The sequence below is a fragment of the Nocardia carnea genome (assembly GCF_029868325.1).
Classification (GTDB): Bacteria; Actinomycetota; Actinomycetes; order Mycobacteriales; family Mycobacteriaceae; genus Nocardia; species Nocardia carnea_C.
In genome coordinates this window covers 13,501-33,378 of the sequence record NZ_JARWNW010000308.1, presented here as the reverse complement: position 1 = coordinate 33,378, position 19,878 = coordinate 13,501, and the positions used below count along the sequence as shown (strand labels likewise).

16 protein-coding genes and 1 tRNA gene are annotated in these 19,878 nt (G+C 66.6%); 5 read left to right on the top strand and 12 right to left on the bottom strand.

From position 1 onward, the window contains the following. Positions 1–178 precede the first annotated feature (178 nt). From QH196_RS30095 to aceE, 5 genes are all read right to left on the bottom strand, one after another. The gene (locus QH196_RS30095; protein WP_280419231.1) at positions 179–1,429 is read right to left on the bottom strand and encodes a KasA/KasB family beta-ketoacyl-ACP synthase; all 1,251 of its coding nucleotides are present in this window, start codon (positions 1,427–1,429) and stop codon (positions 179–181) included. 10 nt (positions 1,430–1,439) lie between these two features. Further along, positions 1,440–1,742: a meromycolate extension acyl carrier protein AcpM gene (acpM, locus tag QH196_RS30090; RefSeq protein WP_033244933.1), complete on the bottom strand. Its 303-nt coding sequence runs from the start codon at positions 1,740–1,742 to the stop codon at positions 1,440–1,442. Positions 1,743–1,870: 128 nt separating this feature from the next. After that, entirely contained in the window at positions 1,871–2,785 is a 915-nt protein-coding gene (locus tag QH196_RS30085) for an ACP S-malonyltransferase (RefSeq protein ID WP_280419230.1), read from the bottom strand. Between the two features lie 128 nt (positions 2,786–2,913). Continuing rightward, positions 2,914–4,248 (bottom strand): PucR family transcriptional regulator, encoded by a 1,335-nt coding sequence (locus tag QH196_RS30080; RefSeq protein ID WP_280419264.1) that lies wholly within the window; start codon positions 4,246–4,248, stop codon positions 2,914–2,916. Positions 4,249–4,258: 10 nt separating this feature from the next. Beyond that, positions 4,259–7,030, bottom strand: a complete 2,772-nt coding sequence (gene aceE / locus QH196_RS30075; RefSeq protein WP_348538121.1) for a pyruvate dehydrogenase (acetyl-transferring), homodimeric type — start codon at positions 7,028–7,030, stop codon at positions 4,259–4,261. 283 nt (positions 7,031–7,313) lie between these two features. Between aceE and QH196_RS30070 the strand changes: the two genes are divergently transcribed. From QH196_RS30070 to QH196_RS30055, 4 genes are all read left to right on the top strand, one after another. After that, complete coding sequence (locus tag QH196_RS30070) at positions 7,314–7,868, top strand: hypothetical protein (protein WP_280419228.1); 555 nt, start codon at positions 7,314–7,316, stop codon at positions 7,866–7,868. 130 nt (positions 7,869–7,998) lie between these two features. Beyond that, positions 7,999–8,421, top strand: coding sequence for a DUF3052 domain-containing protein (locus QH196_RS30065; RefSeq protein ID WP_033244929.1), 423 nt, complete (start codon positions 7,999–8,001; stop codon positions 8,419–8,421). A gap of 64 nt (positions 8,422–8,485) precedes the next feature. Next, positions 8,486–8,950 (top strand): peroxiredoxin, encoded by a 465-nt coding sequence (locus tag QH196_RS30060; RefSeq protein ID WP_280419227.1) that lies wholly within the window; start codon positions 8,486–8,488, stop codon positions 8,948–8,950. A 31-nt stretch (positions 8,951–8,981) separates the two neighbouring features. Further along, a tRNA-Val gene (locus tag QH196_RS30055) sits at positions 8,982–9,056 on the top strand. Between the two features lie 242 nt (positions 9,057–9,298). Here QH196_RS30055 and QH196_RS30050 read toward each other — a convergent pair. The 4 genes from QH196_RS30050 to QH196_RS30035 all read right to left on the bottom strand — a co-directional run bounded on the left by QH196_RS30050 (position 9,299) and on the right by QH196_RS30035 (position 15,923). Then, a complete protein-coding gene (locus QH196_RS30050; protein ID WP_280419226.1) occupies positions 9,299–10,402 on the bottom strand; it encodes a GGDEF domain-containing protein in 1,104 nt (367 codons plus the stop codon). 222 nt (positions 10,403–10,624) lie between these two features. Further along, positions 10,625–13,399, bottom strand: coding sequence for a P-loop NTPase fold protein (locus QH196_RS30045; protein WP_280419225.1), 2,775 nt, complete (start codon positions 13,397–13,399; stop codon positions 10,625–10,627). Positions 13,400–13,688: 289 nt separating this feature from the next. Continuing rightward, on the bottom strand, positions 13,689–14,939 hold the full coding sequence (locus QH196_RS30040) for an MFS transporter (protein WP_280419224.1): 1,251 nt from the start codon (positions 14,937–14,939) through the stop codon (positions 13,689–13,691). 366 nt (positions 14,940–15,305) lie between these two features. Further along, positions 15,306–15,923, bottom strand: coding sequence for a TetR/AcrR family transcriptional regulator (locus QH196_RS30035; RefSeq protein WP_280419223.1), 618 nt, complete (start codon positions 15,921–15,923; stop codon positions 15,306–15,308). A gap of 98 nt (positions 15,924–16,021) precedes the next feature. On the opposite strand from QH196_RS30035, the gene QH196_RS30030 reads away from it, so the two are divergent. Then, complete coding sequence (locus QH196_RS30030) at positions 16,022–16,489, top strand: hypothetical protein (protein ID WP_280419222.1); 468 nt, start codon at positions 16,022–16,024, stop codon at positions 16,487–16,489. A gap of 218 nt (positions 16,490–16,707) precedes the next feature. Here the strand turns inward: QH196_RS30030 and QH196_RS30025 are convergent, their stop codons facing one another. The 3 genes from QH196_RS30025 to QH196_RS30015 form a co-directional block, all read right to left on the bottom strand. Further along, positions 16,708–17,241 (bottom strand): DUF3145 domain-containing protein, encoded by a 534-nt coding sequence (locus QH196_RS30025; protein WP_280419221.1) that lies wholly within the window; start codon positions 17,239–17,241, stop codon positions 16,708–16,710. Between the two features lie 95 nt (positions 17,242–17,336). After that, positions 17,337–18,167 (bottom strand): serine hydrolase domain-containing protein, encoded by an 831-nt coding sequence (locus QH196_RS30020; protein WP_280419220.1) that lies wholly within the window; start codon positions 18,165–18,167, stop codon positions 17,337–17,339. 352 nt (positions 18,168–18,519) lie between these two features. Further along, positions 18,520–19,650: an NDMA-dependent alcohol dehydrogenase gene (locus QH196_RS30015; protein WP_062976225.1), complete on the bottom strand. Its 1,131-nt coding sequence runs from the start codon at positions 19,648–19,650 to the stop codon at positions 18,520–18,522. Positions 19,651–19,878: the final 228 nt, after the last annotated feature.

Sequence of the window (19,878 nt, the reverse complement as noted above, 5' to 3'; positions counted from 1 at the left end):
CGCGTTCTCTCCTCGATGATGTGTGGCCGAGGCACGGGCCACAGGTGTCGAAACACGAAGCGGGGGGGGGCGCGCCGCCCGCCGCCCCTTTCTCCCCACCACGGCGGGCGGCCCCCCCGGTCGCGCCCCCCCCCCCCGCTTCGGGTCGTCGAACTATTCGATCAGGTCCGGAAGGCCGTCAGGCCCGGCCGAAGGCGAGCGCGACATTGTGCCCACCGAAACCGAACGAATTGTTGATCGCGTACTCGATTTCCTGGCGGCGGGCTTCGCCGTGCACCACATCGAGGTCGATCTCGGGATCCTGGTTGTCCAGGTTCAGGGTGGGCGGCACGATACCGTCCCGGATAGCCATCACGGTGAGCACCGATTCCAGCGCACCGACGGCGCCGATCGAATGCCCCAGCGCCGATTTGGGCGCGTACACCGAGGCGTGGTTGCCGACGGCCTTGTTGATCGCGTTGGCCTCGGCGGTATCGCCGATCGGGGTCGCGGTGGCATGCGCGTTGATATGGGTGATGTCCTGCTTGGACAGCCCCGCGGTCTGCATGGCCCGGGTCATGGCGCGGGCGGCGCCGGTGCCCTCGGGGTCGGGGGCGACCAGGTGGAAACCGTCGGAGGTGATCCCCGCGCCGAGCAGGCGAGCGTGGATGGTGGCACCACGCGCCTTGGCGTGTTCCTCGGTTTCCAGAACCATGAGCGCGCCGGCCTCACCGAAGACGAAACCGTCACGATCCTTGTCGAACGGACGCGAGGCGCCCTTCGGATCGTCGTTGCGGGTGCTCATGGCGCGCATCATGGTGAACGCCGCGATCGGCACCGCGTCGATGAAACCCTCGACGCCGCCGGTGACGACCATATCGGCGTCACCCATGACGATCATCCGCCACGCGTTCGCGATGCCCTCCGAACCGGACGAGCATGCCGAGACCGGAGTGACCACTCCCGCCCGGGCCTGCAGCTCGAGACCGACGACGGCGGACGGCCCGTTCGGCATGACCATCTGAACAGCGAGCGGCGAGATCTTGCGATAACCACCGTTCTTCAGTTTGTCGACCGAATCGATGAGCGCGTCACCGCCACCTAGTCCAGTGCCGATGGCCACACCCAACCGGTCCGGATCGACCTCCGGGCTGCCCGCATTGCGCCAGACCTCACGGCCCAGCACGGTGGCGAGCCGCTCGACGTAGGCCATCCGCCGGATCTCGACCCGGCTCAGCAGGCTGTCCGGCGACACCTTCAGGTGGCCGCCGATACGAACCGGAAGGTCGTATTCCTCGACGAAGGAGTCCTCGAGAACGTCGATACCGCTCTCGCCGTTGAGGAGGCCCTTCCACGTCGCATCGACATCTCCCGCGATGGACGTGGACGCCGCCAGGCTGGTGACGACGACGTTGGGGAAGTTCCCGTTCAGGGTGGAAGGAGTGGTCACGGTGTCGGCCCTACTCGGCGTTGTCGAACTTGGCCTTGAGCTCGGCGGCCATCTCGGAGTTCTCGGCCTCGAGCTTCTGGACGTAGGCGACGGAATCGCCGACGGTCTTCAGGCTGGCGAGATCCTCGTCGGGAATCTTGACGCCGTACTTGTCCTCCATCTGCACCGCGATCTCGACCATCGACAGCGAATCGATGTCCAGGTCATCGACGAAGGACTTCTCCATCGTTACCTCGGAGGGCTCGATACCGGTCACCTCTTCGATGATCTTGCCGAGTTCCTCGACGATTTGTTCCTGGGTCAGAGCGGCCACTTCGTGGCTCCCTTCTTGTTTTTCTCGGGTAGGGCTTTACTTGGTACTTCGGGCCGGGCCGGCGAACGGTTACGCCGCCCGGTGCCGGGTTCCCGCCGCGAACGGGTGGAAACTCGGCCGCAGGCACGCTAGCCGGAGCCCGTGAGCCCGGCCAGCGCGGGGATGTCCTCGGGGGTTTTCAGCGCCAGGTTCGGGGTGCCCTTGAGCTCCCGTTTGGCAATGCCGACGAGGGTTCCCGCCGGTGGCAGCTCCGCCACCGCCGAAACGCCGGCCTGCCGGACGGTTTCGGTGCACAGATCCCACCGGACGGGCCGGGTGACCTGCGCGGCGAGCTTAGCCACCGCGTCGGCGCCGGATTCGACCGGCTTACCGTCGGCGTTGGACAACAGTGTCCGGGTGGGTTCGTGCGGGGTGATCTCGGCGATCGCCGCCGCTACCGCCTGCTGGGCCGGTGCCATGAACTCGGTGTGGAACGCGCCCGCCACCGGCAGGGCCCGCACTCGTGCCTTCTCCGGCGGGTTCGCCGCCAGTTCGGCCAGGGCATCGAGCCGACCGGCCGCGACGATCTGTCCGGTGGCATTGCGGTTGGCGGGCACCAGCTCCAGTTCTTCGAGCCGGGCCAGCACGGCGGCCTCGTCGCCACCGAGCACCGCGGACATACCGGTGGGTTCCAGCGCGCACGCCTTCGCCATTTCGGCACCGCGGATAGCAGCCAGCGTAACCGCTTGGTCGGCGGAGATCACTCCGGCGACCGCGGCGGCGGCGAGTTCACCCACCGAATGGCCGGCCACGATGGTGTCGGCCGGTGTCCGGCTCTCACCGATTTCGGCGAAGGCGAGCAGTGCGGCCGCGACCACGAGCGGCTGGGTCACCGCGGTGTCGGTGATCTCTTCGGCGGTCGCCTCGGTCCCGAGCCGGACCAGATCCAGACCCGATTCCTTCGACCACAGTGCGAGGCGGTCATGCGCGCCCGGCAGGTCGAGCCAAGGCGCGAGCATGCCGGGTGTCTGAGAGCCCTGTCCAGGGGCGAACAACGCGATCACGTACCTAAGAAAACACTGTGAAGCCGCTTTCGCGAGATGTCGACGTGAATAGAGCTTGCGGACGGCTTTTGTATGGTCCCCACAAAAGCCCGCGTGGGGTGTCCGGATCGGCGGAAGGTTCCCAGCCGTTACAGCCCATCTTTGTCCATCGGGACAAAAGATTCCTCTGAGGCGGGTGTTGACGGTTCGTTACGAGTTCGTGTCAACCGACCCACTGTGGCGGCGATTCGCAGCACGTAGGAGTCCCGCGGGTTGAGCGGATCCCGGCCGGTGACCTCGCTGATGCGCTTCAGGCGATAACGCACAGTATTTGGATGAACGTACAGTTGCCGAGCACACATCTCGACCGCACCGCCGCATTCCAGGTAGGCATCGAGAGTGTCCGCGAGTGCGGATCCGGCCGAAGCCAACGGAAGGACAAGGTACTCGACAAGTGCGTCCACCGCAGCTCGATCGCCGAGCAGGGCGCGTTCGGGCAACAGTTCCATCGCATGCACAGGTCGCGGCGCGTCCCGCCACCCGATGACGGCCTCCATACCGGCCAGCGCCTCCAGTGCGCTGCTGTGGGCCGCGCCCAGGGTACGGGTGGTCGGCCCGATCACCACGGGACCGTCGGAGAACGCCTCGGTGAGCAGATCGTCCATGAACGGCGAGGAGTGCGGGGCGTCACCGAGATGGCCGCTCACCACCATCACCAGCCGCGAACCCTGCACGACCGCGAGCGCAGCCCGGCCGTGCCGGGCCGCGATGGTGTGCACCGCCCCGACCACCGAGATGCCCTGATCCAGCGGCGGGGTGCCCACCAGCACGGTGGCGGGCGCAGTGGCGTCCCAGTTCAACGTGGCGGCCCGGGAAAGCATGTCCGGGCCGGTGTCCCCGCGCACCACCGCGTCGACCACCAGCGCCTCCAGGCGGGTATCCCACGCGCCCCGGGATTCGGCGGCACTGGCGTACACCGAGGCGGCCGCGAACCCGAGCTCACGCCCGTACCGCAGCACCGCCTCGGTGAGCGCCACCAGCTGGCGATCGTTACGCGCCAGCGCGGGTAGCCACTGTTCGAAGAACTCCATGGCCACCCGCACCATGTCCACGGTCTGGCGCAGCGTCAGCCGCCGCGCCAGGTCCTGCGGAATCACCTGGAAGGCGTCCAGGCTGAACCGGATATCGCTGTCCGGGTCCTGGAGCCATTCCAGGAAGTTGACCACCGCGGTCTGCACCAGCATCTGCACACCCGCGCGCTGCGCGGCGTCCAGATCGGCGAAGAACGGCAACCGGTCCTGCATCGACCCCACGGCTTCGGTGGACAGCCGTCCGGAGAACTGCTTGACGCGTCGCAGCAGTGTGTCCGGTAAGGGGTCGCGGGTCTGCCGGTTCGGCGACAGGGCGCCGGTCGGCAGGTATACCTCGTTCGCAGCGGAGCCGTCGGTGACCCGGCGAGGTCGCGGTGGTCTGCGTTCGATCATCGAGTTGTCGTCACTCCGCATCTCCTGCCCCGCCGGCGGTGAACTTCTCCGCGGCGGATACATCGTCGATCCGGTACCGGGCCGCGGCCTCGGCGGCCTTGGCCGAATCGAGTTTGCCCATCCGGGCCAGTCCCGCCAACGCGGCGACGGCGATGGATTCGGCGTCCACGTTGAACACTCGGCGCGCGGCCGGGCGGGTATCGGAGAACCCGAACCCATCTGTTCCGAGGGTGGTGAAATCGCCCGGCACCCATTTGCGGATCTGGTCCGGTACCGCCCGCATCCAGTCCGAGGCCGCCACGAAGGGCCCCTGGGCGCCGGCCAGCGCACGAGCGACGTAGGGCTGCCCCGGATCCTCACCCGGATGGTGCAGCGCCTCGATCTCCAACTCCAGGGCCTCGCGGCGCAGCTGACTGTACGAGGTGACCGACCAGACATCGGCGGCCACACCCCAGTGGTCGGCCAGCAGCTGCTGCGCCCGCAGACCGTCGGGCACGGTGACACCGGAGACCAGGATCTGCGCGCGCACATCTCCCGCACCGCCCTTGCGGTACAGGTAGATGCCCTTGAGCAGACCGTCCACGTCCAGGTCCTCGGGCTCGGCAGGCTGCTGGTAGGGCTCGTTGTACAGGGTGAGGTAGTAGAAGATGTTCTCCCCGCCGAACCCGTCCACCCCCGGAGTGCCGCCGTACATCCGGCGCAGGCCGTCGCGCACGATATGGGCGATCTCGAAGGAGAACGCCGGATCGTAGGACACCACGGCGGGATTGGTCGACGCCAGCAGCAGCGAATGCCCGTCGTTGTGCTGCAGGCCCTCACCGGTGAGCGTGGTCCGCCCGGCGGTGGCGCCGAGCACGAAACCGCGGGCCAGCTGATCGGCCGCGGCCCACAGTCCGTCGCCGGTGCGCTGGAACCCGAACATCGAATAGAAGATGTAGAGCGGGATCATCGGCTCGCCGTGGGTGGCGTACGAGGTGCCGACCGCGGTGAACGATGCGGTGGACCCGGCCTCGTTGATGCCTTCGTGCAGGATCTGCCCGACGGTGCTCTCCTTGTAGGCGAGCATCAGTTCCGCATCGACCGAGGTGTAGAGCTGGCCGTTGCGGTTGTAGATCTTCAGCGACGGGAACCAGGAGTCCATCCCGAAGGTGCGCGCCTCGTCCGGGATGATCGGCACGATCCGCTTACCGATCTCCTTATCGCGCAGCAGCTCCTTCATCAGCCGCACCAGGGCCATGGTGGTGGCCACATTCTGCTTCCCGGACCCCTTGCGCACCGACTTGTACGCCTCGTCGCCCGGCAGCTTCAGCGGTGCGATATTCGTCCGCCGTTCCGGCAGGTAACCACCGAGCGCCTTCCGGCGATCCAGCATGTACTGGATCTCCTTGGTCTCCGCGCCCGGGTGGTAGTACGGGGGCAGGTAGGGATCCTTCTCCAGCTCGGCATCGCTGATCGGGATCCGCTGCAGATCGCGGAAATCCTTCAGATCCTGCAGCGTCAGCTTCTTCATCTGATGCGTGGCGTTACGGCCCTCGAAATGCTTACCGAGGGTGTAGCCCTTGATCGTCTTCGCCAGGATCACCGTCGGCTGGCCCTTGTGCGCCAGCGCCGCCGCGTAGGCCGCATACACCTTGCGGTAGTCGTGACCGCCGCGCTTGAGGTTCCAGATCTCCTGATCCGACAGATCCTGCACCAGGGCCTTGGTGCGCGGGTCGCGGCCGAAGAAATGGTCGCGGACGTAGGCGCCGTCGTTGGCCTTGTAGGTCTGGTAGTCGCCGTCGGGCGTGGTGTTCATCAGGTTCACCAGCGCGCCGTCGCGGTCCGCGCCCAGCAGCGCATCCCATTCGCGGCCCCAGATCACCTTGATCACGTTCCAGCCGGCGCCGCGGAAGAACGACTCCAGCTCCTGGATGATCTTGCCGTTACCGCGGACCGGGCCGTCCAGGCGCTGCAGATTGCAGTTCACCACGAAGGTCAGATTGTCCAGGCCCTCCATGGCCGCCACATGGGCCAGACCGCGCGATTCGGGTTCGTCCATCTCGCCGTCGCCCAGGAACGCCCAGACATGCTGATCCGAGGTGTCCTTGATACCCCGATCGTGCAGGTAGTGGTTGAACCGCGCCTGGTAGATGGCGTTCATCGGGCCCAGGCCCATCGACACCGTCGGGAATTCCCAGAAATCGCTCAGCAACCGCGGATGCGGATACGACGGCAGCCCCTTACCGAGGCCGCCGTGACTGTATTCCTGTCGGAAACCGTCGAGCTGATCGGTGGACAACCGGCCCTCGAGGAAGGCACGGGCGTAGATACCGGGCGAGGCGTGACCCTGGATGAAGATCGAATCGCCGCCACCGGGATGGTCCTTACCGCGGAAGAAATGGTTGAACCCCACCTCGTACAGCGCCGCCGAGGACGCATAGGTCGAGATATGCCCGCCCACGCCGATACCCGGGCGCTGCGCCCGGTGCACCATGATGGCCGCGTTCCAGCGGATCCAGGCCCGAAAGCGCCGCTCGGTCTCCTCGTCGCCGGGGAACCAGGGCTCGTTCTCGGTCGGAATGGTGTTGACGTAATCGGTGGACGTCAGCGAAGGAATCGATACCCGGCGCTCACCGGCGCGTTCGAGCATCCGGAGCATCAGGTAGCGGGCGCGGCCGGGACCTTCGCGGTCGAGCATCTCATCGAATGATTCGAGCCATTCGCTGGTCTCCTCCGGATCTATATCCGGTAGGTAAGAGGCCACTCCTTCACGAATCACACGGACTCGGCCACCGGGCGGCACGCCGTTGGCGTTGCCAGGGGTGGGCGCGGAACCCGGCTCAGCGGATTCCGCCGGGACGCCAGAGTGGATCAGATCGGTCAAAACTGCTCCTCGTACAGGGGGTGGTCGAGCTGATGGCTTCGGTGACCCCGGATGGCCCGCTGGTGTGCAGGTCACCCGTGACGACTAGTTCCGGGCGCGCCCGCGTCCTTGCGTGGCGCGTCCCACATCATCATGTCAGCCGCCCATCCAGTACCGTTCGACAGGCAGGGCTACGCAGTGGTAACCGAGGAGTCGGAGGACGATGCAAGGGCTGGACCCGCGCCGATTCGGGCTGATTTGCGCCGCGGCGGCACTGGTCACCGGCGCGACCCTGGCGGGTTGCGCGAACCAGATCGAAGGCGTCGCGACACCCAACGCCGCCGAAGCCACCGCCTACCGCAGTTTCGCCTCCTCTTCGTCCGCTGCCGCCACGTCCTCGCAGATCGCGGCCGCCCGCGACAAGGCCATCGCCGACAACTGCGGCCTGTTCCCCGGCACCACCGGCACCGGCGTCACCAAGTACAACGAGTTCGTCGACGCCCACGACAGCAACGCGCCCGACTACGACGCCAAACGTGACGCCGCGGTCACCGCACTCGACGGTGCCGCCGATCAGGTCGAAGGCGGCGTGAACGCCGCCGGCACGAATCTGCCCGAGGATCTGAAGGCGAAATTCACCGACTACGTCAACGCGGCCCGCGCCCTGTCCCAGGCGACCCGGGAGATGACCTATACCTCCCCCGTCGGACCGCTCAACGATGCGAGCAAGCGCGTGAACGACGCGCGCAACGCGGTACGCGATGCCTGCCCCGGATGACCTCGAACGCCCGTCACCAGGCTTTTGTCGCGACATCAGAAATTCGATCTACCCGATCGGCTTGCGTTAGGGCCGATAACCATGTTCGCTTGCAGATATCTTGTAGTCGGGAGTTGAGGAGGACGCCACCGTGGTCGCCGCGGCGGACGATCAGAATTTCGCTCAGAAGCTTGGCATCACCCACGGAATGGTTGTCCAGGAGCTGGGCTGGGACGAGGACACCAACGACGACCTACGGGCCGACGTCGAGGAGACCGCCGGCAGTGAACTGCTGGACGAAGATTCCGACGAGGTCATCGATGTCGTCCTGCTGTGGTGGCGGGACGGCGACGGCGACCTGGTCGACGAACTGATGGAGGCGATCGGCCCGCTGGCCGACGACGGCTTCATCTGGGTGCTGACCCCGAAAACCGGTAACGACGGGCACGTCGATCCCAGTGAGATCGCCGAATCCGCGCCGACGGCGGGGCTCACCCAGACCTCGGCGATCAAACTCGGTGAATGGTCGGCCAGCCGGCTGGTGCAGCCCAAGGCACCGACCAAACAGCGCTGAGCCGCCCACAGCTGTGCCGCGCACCCGGGTAACAGGTGCGCGGCAGGAGATTCGGAGGATACCCATGCCCCTCGAGGTAGGCACACAGGCGCCGGAGTTCACCCTCAAGGACCAGAACAATCAGGAAGTCTCGTTGTCGGATTACCGCGGCAAGAAGAACGTCCTGATCGTGTTCTACCCGCTCGCCTTCACCGGCATCTGCCAGGGCGAGCTGTGCAAGGTCCGCGACGAACTGCCGCGCTTCCAGAACGACAACGCCGAGATCATCGCGATCTCGGTGGGCCCCCCGCCGACCCACAAGATCTGGGCCGCCGAACAGGGCTACACCTTCCCGCTGCTGTCGGACTTCTGGCCGCACGGCAAAATCGCACAGGACTACGGCGTCTTCAATGACGTGACGGGCTTCGCCAACCGCGGCACCTTCGTCGTGGACCGCGAAGGAATCATCCGTTTCGCGGAGATGAACGGCCCCGGAGAGCCCCGTGACCAGGCGGCTTGGGAGAAAGCGCTCGCCGCGCTAGATTCATAGACCGTTCCCCCGGAAATGTTCCGGGGGATCCGGGCGTATAGCTCAGCGGTAGAGCTCTGGTTTTACACACCAGCGGTCGGCGGTTCGAACCCGTCTGCGCCCACCAGGTAGGCACAGGACAAGGCCTGCATTCCTGCCAGGAAATCGGCCCACGTCGGATTCTTGGGGCAATGTGGGGCAAGCGGTATCCCGGCCGGAGACACCGGCCCCACGGTCGTACACCCGATCTGATCGGGTCCGCCGCCCATGTGGAGCGATCGGGTGATCGCAACCGTTCCACCGACGCGGAATTCGTAGTAGTCGTCAACTGTGAACACAACAGGTGTCAGCGCCTTCTCGAGGTGCGCGTTACCCGGGCACCGGATGGCGGTGATCCTGTGGTGGGGTGAGTTCGTCTACGACTACCAAGTTTCCGCCGGACTGTTTGGCCTGATACATGGCGGCGTCGGCGGAGTGCAACAGACGGTCCGGGGTGGGCCGCGGGCATTGCGGGCATACGGTCGCATCGAAGACCGCGACCCCCACGCTCGCGGTGACTTCCACCGCGGTCGCCGGTGGTTCGGCGACCGCGAGGCGCAGGCGTTCGGCTTCGGCGTATGCATCGGCGGCGAGGACCGGTGCGGCGACCACGAACTCCTCCCCGCCCGTGCGCGCCACCACCGCCTGTTCCCCCGCGGCGTCGCGCAGCCGCCCGGCGGTTCGCACGAGGACGGTATCGCCGACGCGGTGACCCCAGGTGTCGTTGATGTTCTTGAACCGGTCGAGATCGAAGGTCATCACGCAGATCGCGGGATACCGCTCCACGAGCCGCGGTAGCCGGATTTCCAGGCCGCGCCGGTTGAGGAGTTCGGTGAGCGGGTCCGACAGCGATTCGGTGCGCAGCAGCCAGTAGAGGATCTGCAGGGCGGGTACCGCGCTGACCACCGAGACGAACAGCACCAGCGCGACCGCGATGGCCAGGCGAATATCCCCGCCACCAGTGACTATGCGTACCGAGAACACGATCACCGCAAGGAATGCCCACACCGAATGGACGGCGAGGACGCGCGCACTGTGGAAACCACCCAGATAGCTGCCGCTGACCACGAGCAGCGCCGTGCCCATCGCCCCGAACAGCCGGTCCGGTACCTGGAGGAACTCCACGATGAACAACACGTCGGCGAAGGCCATCAGCGCCAGGGACTCGTTCTTACTCGGCCAGGGCAGCAGCCACCAGCGCAGCGCCCACAAGATCCCGGACAGCACCCCGAACGTCGAAAAAATCCCCGGACTGCCGGGTGGCCCCACCGGCGTCCCGGTGATCACGGCACCCATCATGGCTATCAGCGCACCCGCGACACCGATCAGGATCTTCAGTGGCAGCAGCGCCGACCGGGCCTTCAGGGTGGCCACCAGCCAGCGGTAGTCGACCGGGTCGTTCCACCAGGCCCGCAACGTCTTGACGTTGTTCATCGACTCACCTTTGGTCCCGGCCGCGTTGCCCACCACCGCTCGTACCGAATGCGAGTTCCGGGAAATCTCACCGGCTCGTGCGGAGCAGTCTAGACCGAACGCATTCATAACCGACGGGCGAGTATGTGTTGTACCCCACGACCAGACCGCTGGGTTGATAACCCGAGCCCACGACCAGCGGTAAGCGCGCGATCGGCGTGCCGCAACGACGGTGTCCGAAGGCTACGGTGTCTCCCCGGACCACCCACCGGGCGGTGGCAGCACATAGGAGAACCGCCGTACCAGCGGAAGCCAGCGCTGTAGTTCGGTGAGATCGGTCAGCGCGGTCATCCGGGTGACCCGGGCGAGACCGACGTGCAGCCGGCGCCACTCACCCGTTTGGGCCTGCGGGATCGCACCGGCGATCGGGGTGGCCCAGCCGTCGGCCGCGGGCCGGGGCTCGAGGTCCATGACGAAGCGGTACAGCGGCGTATCGGACGGGCGCCGGGTGAGCCCACCGGCGACTTCCCGGCCCGTGTCGGGCGGACCGTCCAGAACCACACCGAGCAATCGAGTACCGGCGGTGAGCAATCCCAGCAGCACGATGATCGCCTGGTAATCACCGGGCCGGCCGGATCGGCCGAGAAATGGCGACCCCTCGGACGCGTCTCTGATGGCCCGAATCATCCGATACAGGTTGACCAGGCGTTTGGCTTCCCGTGGGGTGTCGATCAGCACGTCCAGCGCCCCGAGCAGAGTCAACTCCGGCTCGGTCAGGGGATGAGGTGGAGCAAGCGCCACCCCCGCCCGTTGTTGCCGGTCGACCTCGGACCCGCGTTCCACCCCGATAACTGCAGTATCCGCCGCATCGACTGCGGGACCGGCCGACGCGCTAGAAATCTCCGGCGACGGATCGGCGATCGCGTCCCGGGACGCGTCGGTTCCGGCAAGCGAGCGAAGCAGACGTTCCAGACTGTCCGACGTCATACCCGGCAAGACGAGCGGAATGTTCAGGATCTTCTCCAGATAGTCCTCCGGCGTACGGTGCAGTTCCTGCGGATCATCGTCGCCGCCGGCGATAAGCAGGTCGGCGTAACTGCTGCGCAGCGAATGCAACAGCCACCGCGGATCCACGCCGACAACGACCACGAACAGTTCGAAGGCCAGCAGCAGATGCACCGCCTGCAGCACCTCGACCACCTGGTCGGGTTGGCATCGGTCCAGGTCGTCGATGTACAGGACGATACGGTCCACGGGCCGACGGGAGTGGTCCCAGTCCTGGCCGCCGCTCTGCCATTCCACCATCAGTTCCGCGAGTTGCTCGAAATCCTTACGCACCGTGGAGATGAGCCCCAAGTTCCCCGAGTAGGCGTCGCTGCGCGCGCGTTCGGCAATGAAATTGTGCAGTCGGCGGCCCGGCGCGAGCGCCGCGAGTTGCCGGCCGAGCTCGCCTACCTGGGTGACGACCTCGTCCAACTGGGCTTGTGCGATGTTCTGTTCGGCCTCGGCCGCCCGCAACCGGTCCAATGAATCCGACATCTGTTCGGTCACCGCCGCGTCCGCCGCATCGCGCATCCCGGCGTGTAGATCCTCAGCGACCTCGCGAAGTCTCTGCACGCCGCTGCGCGCCCGGGCGAGCCAGGTGACCCCGGTCCCGGCGAACAGGCCGAACAGACCGGCCAGACCGATCAGCCATTCGCGCAGCGCCGGAGCCAGTAGTGCACCGAGTACGCCGGTCAGCAACACCACCACCGCCGCCGCCAGCGCGATCCGGCCGCGGCGGTCGGACGGGACCCGCCGCAGTGCTTCGGCTTCGGTCAGGGTGCCGTGCATTTCCTCGGCCAGCAATCTCGCCTGCGCCGCCTGGTCCGCGATACCCAGGTGCCGCCACAGGTTGTCGATCCGCCCCCGGAACTCGCCGGAATTCCGGAGCGCGGAGAGGAGATCGCCCGCCGTCGTTTCGCGCGCAGCGGTCGCGCGCTCGATTTCGGCTCGGAGCGCTGCCGCGGTTTCCCCAGCTTCCCGGGTGGCGAATTCGAGTTGTCTGCGCTGTTCCACGCGCTGGGCCAACTCCCGGCGGATATGTTCGGCGCGCTCGCGCGAGCCCGGTTCGGAGCCGGCGAGCTGGCGGAAGATCTCGTCCCCCAGGCTGGCCCATAGACTGCTGTCGGTGTAATGCCATGCATTGAAACCGATCTGCACGATTTCGGTGCAATACCGCTCGCCCGTGCCGGCCAGGCGATCGATCCGCTCGCGCAGCATGGCCATGAAGTAGCTCTTACCCGAACCCCATGCGCCGAAGATTCCCACCGAGAGCGGCAATGGTGTCTCGCGGTCCGCGATGACGGTGGCCAGCATGGAGACGTACGGGGCGACACCGAGTTGGTCCCGGCTCAGGGGGATGCCGGCGTTCGGGTCGACCAGGTCGCTGGTCAGTCCACCGACCGGTCGTGCGGGCATATGAGGCAGGGACCGCGCGAACTCCGCAGTGATGAGCTGCGCCTCCTGCGGGTCCATGCAGAAGAAAACAAGCCGGTCCACTTGGGGCTCTGTTGTTCCCGCCGCATATTCGATCGCAGCGGAGACGAGATCCTCGGCTGCCTCGACGACCGGGTTGTTGAGCATACCCGCCGTGAGGAGCGGTAACCCCAATGCTCGTGAACCGCCTTCGGCCGCGACCCGAATCGCTTCCCGGGTGGCGAGCCGCAGGACATTGCCGGAGGGGCCGGAGCCGTCGCCGCCGTATTCCCGGGGATTCACCAGCAGGGCACGCCGGTCGGGGGCCAGTTCGAAGAACCGGGGGTGGCGGGCATCGACCAGTTCGAACTCGATCAGATTCCATGCCGCATCCGGGAAAGCCTCACGCAGGGTGTTTCCCAGGATTCCGACTCCGGCGCCCACCGACACCGCAATGGTGTCGATATCCAGCTCCCAGGGGGTGCTGGTCTCTGCCACCACGAACCGGGTTGTGCCGACGGTGCCGAGTTCGGTGATCGTCGCCGCCTCGGATGTGGTCATGCCGACCTTCCCCCATTCGTTTACTGCCCGTACGCCCGTTCTGCGGTACTTCACTCATCGGATCCAGAGCATCGGCGATGCCAGGTAGGTCCGCTGCGCGCCGAGGAGGCCAAGTATCCCACCGCTACGCAGTTCATGCATGAGAGGCCGTCCAGCACAGTATTTCTCGACTGAGCGGAGCAGTATATCGACGGGCCACCGACCGACTTTCGAGATCATCCACCAGCGACTTGGTGCCCTCCGCTGAAAAACGGCCCGGGCACCAGGTCGGTGATACGGCAGCCGGAACTCAGCCGGCATACATGGGCTGTTCCTCTCGCGTGGCCCCCTTCGGCTCGGCCGCGGTTGCGGGGCGCGGTCGCGGATCGCGTAGGGCCGGGAGGATCGCGGCAACCGCGAGGACCGCGAGGACGACACCGAGGATGACCGGGGCGCGGAGTCCGTATTCGGCGAGGAGGCGGGAGCCTAGTGCGGAACCGAGGACCACACCGAAGGTGATGAACGAGGTGTGGACGGTGTTCACGAGGACGCCGGTGCCGCCGGCGCGTTGGACACGGACGGCCATTGCGGGGTTCATTGTCACGCCGACGAGGCCGATACCGAGCATGAACAGGACGGCGAGCGGCTGCGAGCCGGTGGCAAGTGCGAAACCTAGGAGGAAGACGATGTTCAGGAGTGTGCCTGCCAGAAGCGTGGGCACGGTGTGGCGATCGGCGAGGCGGCCTACGACGAAATTGCCCACCAGGGTCGCTGCGCCGTAGGCGAGCAGGAGCAGCGGAACCGAGCCTTCGGCGAAGCCACTGACCTGGGTGAGGATGGGGGCGAGGAAACTGAAGACGGAGAAGGTTGCGCCGATGATCAGGGTGCTGGAGACCAGTGCCAGGAGGAGCCGGGGGCTGCGGAAGGCCCGTAGTTGCTGGGTGAACGTTGCGGTTTCGGCGCCGGCTTCGTCCGGGTCGCGGGGGTTGCGGACCAGGGCCAGGGTGAGTGCGGCCCCTACCGCGGTGAGGACGGCGACTGCCCAGAAGGCGGACTGCCAGCCGAACCGGCCGCCGATGAAGGTGGCCAGCGGTAGGCCCAGGAGCGTACCCAGCATCAGGCCGCTCATGGCGACACTCACCGCGCGGCCGCGGACGCTCGCATCGACGATGCGCATGCACATCGAGACCGCCAGGCCGAAGAACGCTTGCGCGGCAATACCGGTGACGATCCGGGCGATCACCATCACGGAGTACGAGGAAGCCAGCGCCGCGAGCAGGTTACCGGCGAAGAAGATCGCGAAGACCACCATGATCGCGGTTTTCGGGGGGATCCGCAGGAGAGCCAGGATGAGCAGTGGTCCGCCGAAGGCCATGGCGAGGGCGAAAATCGTGACCAGATAGCCGATCTGTGCGATATCGGTGTCCAGGCTCTCGGCCAGCTGCGGCATGAGGCCGGCGACGGCGAATTCGCTGGTGACCATGGCGAATACGCCTGCGGCGAGGACGTATACAGCGGCGGGTATCGCAGGTGCGCGGCTGCTGGACGGGGTGGGTGTCAACAGAAGTCTCCTGGCTAGTTTTGAAATGAATGTTCTAAAACTGGAACAGTTAGAGGTATGAAAACCTCGCCGGAGCGAGGCCCTCCGTCGATCCCGGCGCCGCCGTCCGGCATCGCCGCTCGCAGAGCAGGCAAGGGCAGGAAATCGGGCGCTCGCAGCGTCCGGTCGAATCGGCCGTATGGGCCGCGGAGAGGCCGGGGCACGATGGGCGCGGACCCACTCGGATAACACCAGGCGGAGCCCGCGCCAGGACCATCATCCCTGCGGCCGGTAGATCACCACCACAGCGGCGTGGTCGCGAAGAAGCATTCTGTAACGGATTGTCCAAAACTTGCAGACACAGCCGGACCTGTCCACCCATATCGCTCAGCCGTCCAGCTGCTGAGGCCGCAGACTCCGCAGCGTCGCCGCAATGATCTCGTCCGACCACGGCGCCGCGACCCGCCCCTGCGAAGCCACCCGCAACCCGGCGACCGCCGAGTTCACGAAGGCCGCGAGCCCCTCGGCGGAAATGCTCGTCGTCACCTCCCCCGCCGCCTGGCCCGCCCGTAGCACGGCCGCGAGCAGCTCCAGACGCGCCGTGGTGTCCCGGCCGATGCGCTCGACGCAGGCATCGTAAGCGGGATCGCCGCCGAGTTCGGTCACCGTGTTCACCGCCAGACAACCCCGCGGCGCGCCCGAACCGGCGCGTTCGGATTCCTCGTCCGCGACCCGCCGGAGCAGCGTCTCGATCCGGTCGACCGTCCCCCGCGCGGTATCACCGATAACGTCCTCGGCGCGCGCCAGCGTCCGGTCCAGATAGGCGTCGAGGCATTGTACGAACAGTTCGTCTTTGCTGCCGAATGCGTTGTAGAGACTGCTGCGCCCGAGACCTGTTGCGCGACAGAGGTCTTCCGCACTGGTGGCATGCAGCCCGGATTGCCGGAACTGACGCGTAGCGGCCTCGATGACCTGTTCGCGGTCGAAGCTCCGTGGTCTTGCCATGCCGGCACCCTAACCCATTTTGTAACGCACTGTCCATAACTATGGCCCGGATCCGGCCGGGCATTGCCCGGGCCGCCGGCTTTCGCGATGATGAGCAGATGAGCATGGTCCGGCTCTCGACCGAACTGCCCATCCCCGCACGTGACGCCTGTCTGCTGGCGCAGCGTCCGGAACTGTTCGAATACGTTGTCGCACCCCTGCTCCGTACCCCGGATCTCGATTTCCCGGACCCGATCGCGCCGGGCGTCTCGGGTTCGGCGCGACTGTGGTGGTTCGGCGTACTACCGAGCTGGACCCATCGGCTGACGCTGATACATCTCGGCCCCACCGAGATCTACACCAACGAGAGCGGTGGCCCGGTCCGCGTCTGGAATCATCGCCTCACCTTCACCCCGATCGATGCGACCAGCTGCCGCTACACCGATGAAATCGAGGTCGAGGACGGCTGGCGCGGCCTCGGCGTCCGGCTGTTCGCCGAGCTGATGTTCCGCCACCGCCAGCGCCGCTGGCGCGAACTGACGCACGTGCTCGCGGCCGGCGGCTGGGTGCGCGGCGAACGCTTATGACGCAACCACCCCGGCGGGCCTTGTACCAGCGACATGGGAAGGTCCTGGAAAGTCGCCCGCCGGGGAGTGTCGGTGATCAGCCAGTACGCCATGCTGCCCCGGAGCAGCGCCGGAATCGCCTCGGGTAGGAACATCGCCCGAGGCCGCACCACCGCCGGATTTGCGAGGTACTCGCCGCGAGCACCTCATGCGCGGGCCTGCGAAACAGAGCGCGGCGATCAGCCCACGTCGCGACGCAACCACGTGATCTCGGCGCCTTCACTACCCGTGCGGTAGACCTCGAGGTCCTCGTCCCAGGCGGTACCGAGCGCGCGGTCGATCTCGGCGGAGAGATCGTAGGCCGAATGCCGGCCCAGTTCGCGGGCGGCCTGCAGCATGACCCGCAACCGCATCTCGCTCACCATCACATCCCCGTTGGCGCTGGTCGCACCATGCCACAGGCCCAGGTTCGGGACGAAGCTGTAGCGTTCGCCGTCGACCCCCTCGCTGGGATCCTCGGTGACCTCGAATCGCAGCACCGGCCATGAGCGCAGGGATTGCGCGATCCGGGCAGCGGTACCGGCCGGTCCGATCCATTCGGAGGTGGCGCGCAGTTGCCCCGGGGCCGCCGGCTGCGCCGTCCAGCGCAGGCCCGCGGGGCTACCGAGTGCGGCCGCGAGCGCCCATTCGATATGTGGGCACAGCGCGGTGGGCGACGAGTGGATGTAGACCACACCCGCCGTCGTCTCCGCGTATCGGGTCGATGCGCGCACCACGTACACCTCCGGTTTCGACGATGCTCGTCTTCCCCAACGGTCCGTCGAAAAGGCGTTGCCCGAGTGTACTCGAGTGCCCGGTGTTACAAGTGTTACTGCACAGCTGTGTTGCGGGCGAGTGTGGCCTCATCGATCACCGAATCACTGAACGGAGGCCATACTTCGCGCGACCAATCCCCGAAATTCTCGTCGCTCAACGCCACACAGGCGAGGTCGAGCTGCGGATCGACCCAGAGGAACGTACCCGACTGCCCGAAATGACCGTATGTCCGTGGCGAGTTCGCGGTCCCGGTCCAATGCGGTGATTTACCGTCGCGGATTTCGAAACCCAGCCCCCAGTCGTTGGGCCGCTGCGAACCGAACCCGGGCAGCACCCCGTTGCTGCCGGGAAACTGGACGGTGGTCGCGTCGGCGTGGGTTTGCGCCGAAATCAACCGCGGCTCGAGGAGTTCGGCGGCGAACCCCAGCAGGTCGGCCAGCGTGGAATGGGCGCCGTGCCCGGCCGAACCCGTCAATTCGGAGGACTGCATGCCCAGCGGCTCGAAGACGGCTTCGCGCAGGTACTGCGGGAACGGGATACCGGTGTGCTCGGCGACGAAATCGGCCAGCAGTTCGAAACCGGCGCTCGAATAGATCCGCTTGGCGCCGGGCCCGGCGAGGATATCGGTGGTGTCGAACGCGACCCCGGAGGTGTGCGCGAGCAGATGGCGGACGGTCGAACCGGGTGGGCCCGCGGGCTGGTCGAGTTCGACGGCGCCTTCCTCCACGGCGATCAGCGCCGCATACGCCACCAGCGGTTTGGTCACCGAGGCGAGGCGGAAAACCCGGTCGGCGTCACCGGCCGACCACTGCCCGTCCCGCGTGACCACGCCCGCCGCGGCATGCCGGACCGGCCATTGCTTGATCTGCTCGAGTGCGCGCACATCTCCGAGGTTACGAGACCGTGCCGTTCGCGCGGAATTCGCCCGAGTCCTCGCCCGGACGACAGACCCCGGTACTGCGCATCAGGCAGGCCGGCGGTTCCGATACCCGGAAGACCGGACGCGCACAGAACTGCGCAGACGGACGAGAACCTCAGAAACTCGCGGCCGCCCACCCCGGCGGTCGAACGCGGTATCGGTGCCGACCGAACCGACGAGCCCGGCGCCGCTGTGCACGGTCGCGAACACGCCATCCGACCGAAACCGGGACTGCCGGGCCGGTACCCCCCCCCCCCCCCCAGTCCCGGAAAACGCGATATCCGCAAAAAATCCGGCCGGTTGTCCCGGCACAGGATCAGCGGTCGGCGTCGGTGTACTTGATGATGCCGCGAATGTTCTTGCCGTCCAGCATGTCCTTGTAGCCCTGGTTGATGTCCTCGAGCGCGTAGCTGCGGGTGACCATATCGTCCAGGTTCAGCTGGCCCGACTTGTACAGCGAGAGCAGCTTCGGAACATCCTGGCGGGCGTTGCCGCCGCCGAAGATGCAGCCCTTGACCGTTTTCTGCAGCATGCAGAGCAGGAAGTTGTTCATCTTCACGTCGAAGGCGTCCATCCGGCCCATGGAGGTGACCACCAGGGTGCCGGCCTTCGCGGTGAGGATCAGGCCCTCTTCGATGTAGGAGCCTTCCATCTCACCCATGGTGAGGATGACCTTGTCCGCCATCCGGCCCTCGGTGACCTCCATCAGCGGGGCGATGGCCTCGGTCATGCTGGCGTAGGCGTGGGTGGCGCCGAACTTGATGGCCTGCTCGCGCTTCCACGGGTTCGGGTCGATGGCGACGACCTTGCGCGCACCGGAGAGCACCGCGCCCTGCAGCGCGCTCATCCCGACGCCGCCGACACCGACGATGGCCGCGGTCTCCCCCGGCATGACGTTGGCGACGTGGGTGGAGGATCCGAAACCGGTGGGCACACCGCAGCCGACGAGGCAGGCCACCTCGAACGGGATCTCGGGGTCGATCTTGACCACCGAGGTGTGATGCACCGTCATGTACGGGGAGAACGTCCCGAGCAGGCACATCGGGATGACGTCCTTGCCGCGGGCCTGGATGCGGTAGCTACCGTCGCTGACCGACTGCCCGGACAGCAGGCCCATACCGAGGTCGCACAGGGCCATGTTCCCGGAGACGCAGGCCGGACAGCGGCCACAGGCCGGGATGAACGACAGCACCACGTGATCGCCGACGGCGAGATCGGGCGGGGTGTTGGGGCCCAGTTTGGTGATGACGCCCGCGCCCTCGTGGCCGCCCATCGCCGGGAACGACGGCATCGGGGTGGCCCCGGTGACCATATGGTGGTCCGAATGGCACATACCGGCGGTTTCCATCCGGATCTGCACCTCGCCGCCGCGGGGGTCGCCGAGTTCGATTTCCTCGACGGACCACGGCTCGTCGATCCCCCAGAGGATCGCGCCCTTCGTCTTCATTCGTGTCCGACCTCTCGCATGCGCGGGCTTTCATGTGACAGCCTCCACACTACGATACGAACTGGAACACGTTCTAGTGGGTTGGCAAAGAATTTCCGCGGACAACTGGTCGATCGACCACATCGCCACCGGTGACGCCCCACATGCAGCGGAGAATACACCCGAATCGTCCGCTTCCACCGTCGATACCGCAACAGCCGATGCCCGCACACCACCGCGGCCGAAAAC

Coding starts and splice junctions, on each gene's coding strand:
- QH196_RS30080 (WP_280419264.1), bottom strand. CDS start 4,248: ATGATCGAACGCAGACCACCGCGACCTCGCCGGGTCACCGACGGCTCC.
- QH196_RS30070 (WP_280419228.1), top strand. CDS start 7,314: ATGCAAGGGCTGGACCCGCGCCGATTCGGGCTGATTTGCGCCGCGGCG.
- QH196_RS30060 (WP_280419227.1), top strand. CDS start 8,486: ATGCCCCTCGAGGTAGGCACACAGGCGCCGGAGTTCACCCTCAAGGAC.
- QH196_RS30050 (WP_280419226.1), bottom strand. CDS start 10,402: ATGAACAACGTCAAGACGTTGCGGGCCTGGTGGAACGACCCGGTCGAC.
- QH196_RS30045 (WP_280419225.1), bottom strand. CDS start 13,399: ATGACCACATCCGAGGCGGCGACGATCACCGAACTCGGCACCGTCGGC.
- QH196_RS30035 (WP_280419223.1), bottom strand. CDS start 15,923: ATGGCAAGACCACGGAGCTTCGACCGCGAACAGGTCATCGAGGCCGCT.
- QH196_RS30030 (WP_280419222.1), top strand. CDS start 16,022: ATGAGCATGGTCCGGCTCTCGACCGAACTGCCCATCCCCGCACGTGAC.
- QH196_RS30015 (WP_062976225.1), bottom strand. CDS start 19,650: ATGAAGACGAAGGGCGCGATCCTCTGGGGGATCGACGAGCCGTGGTCC.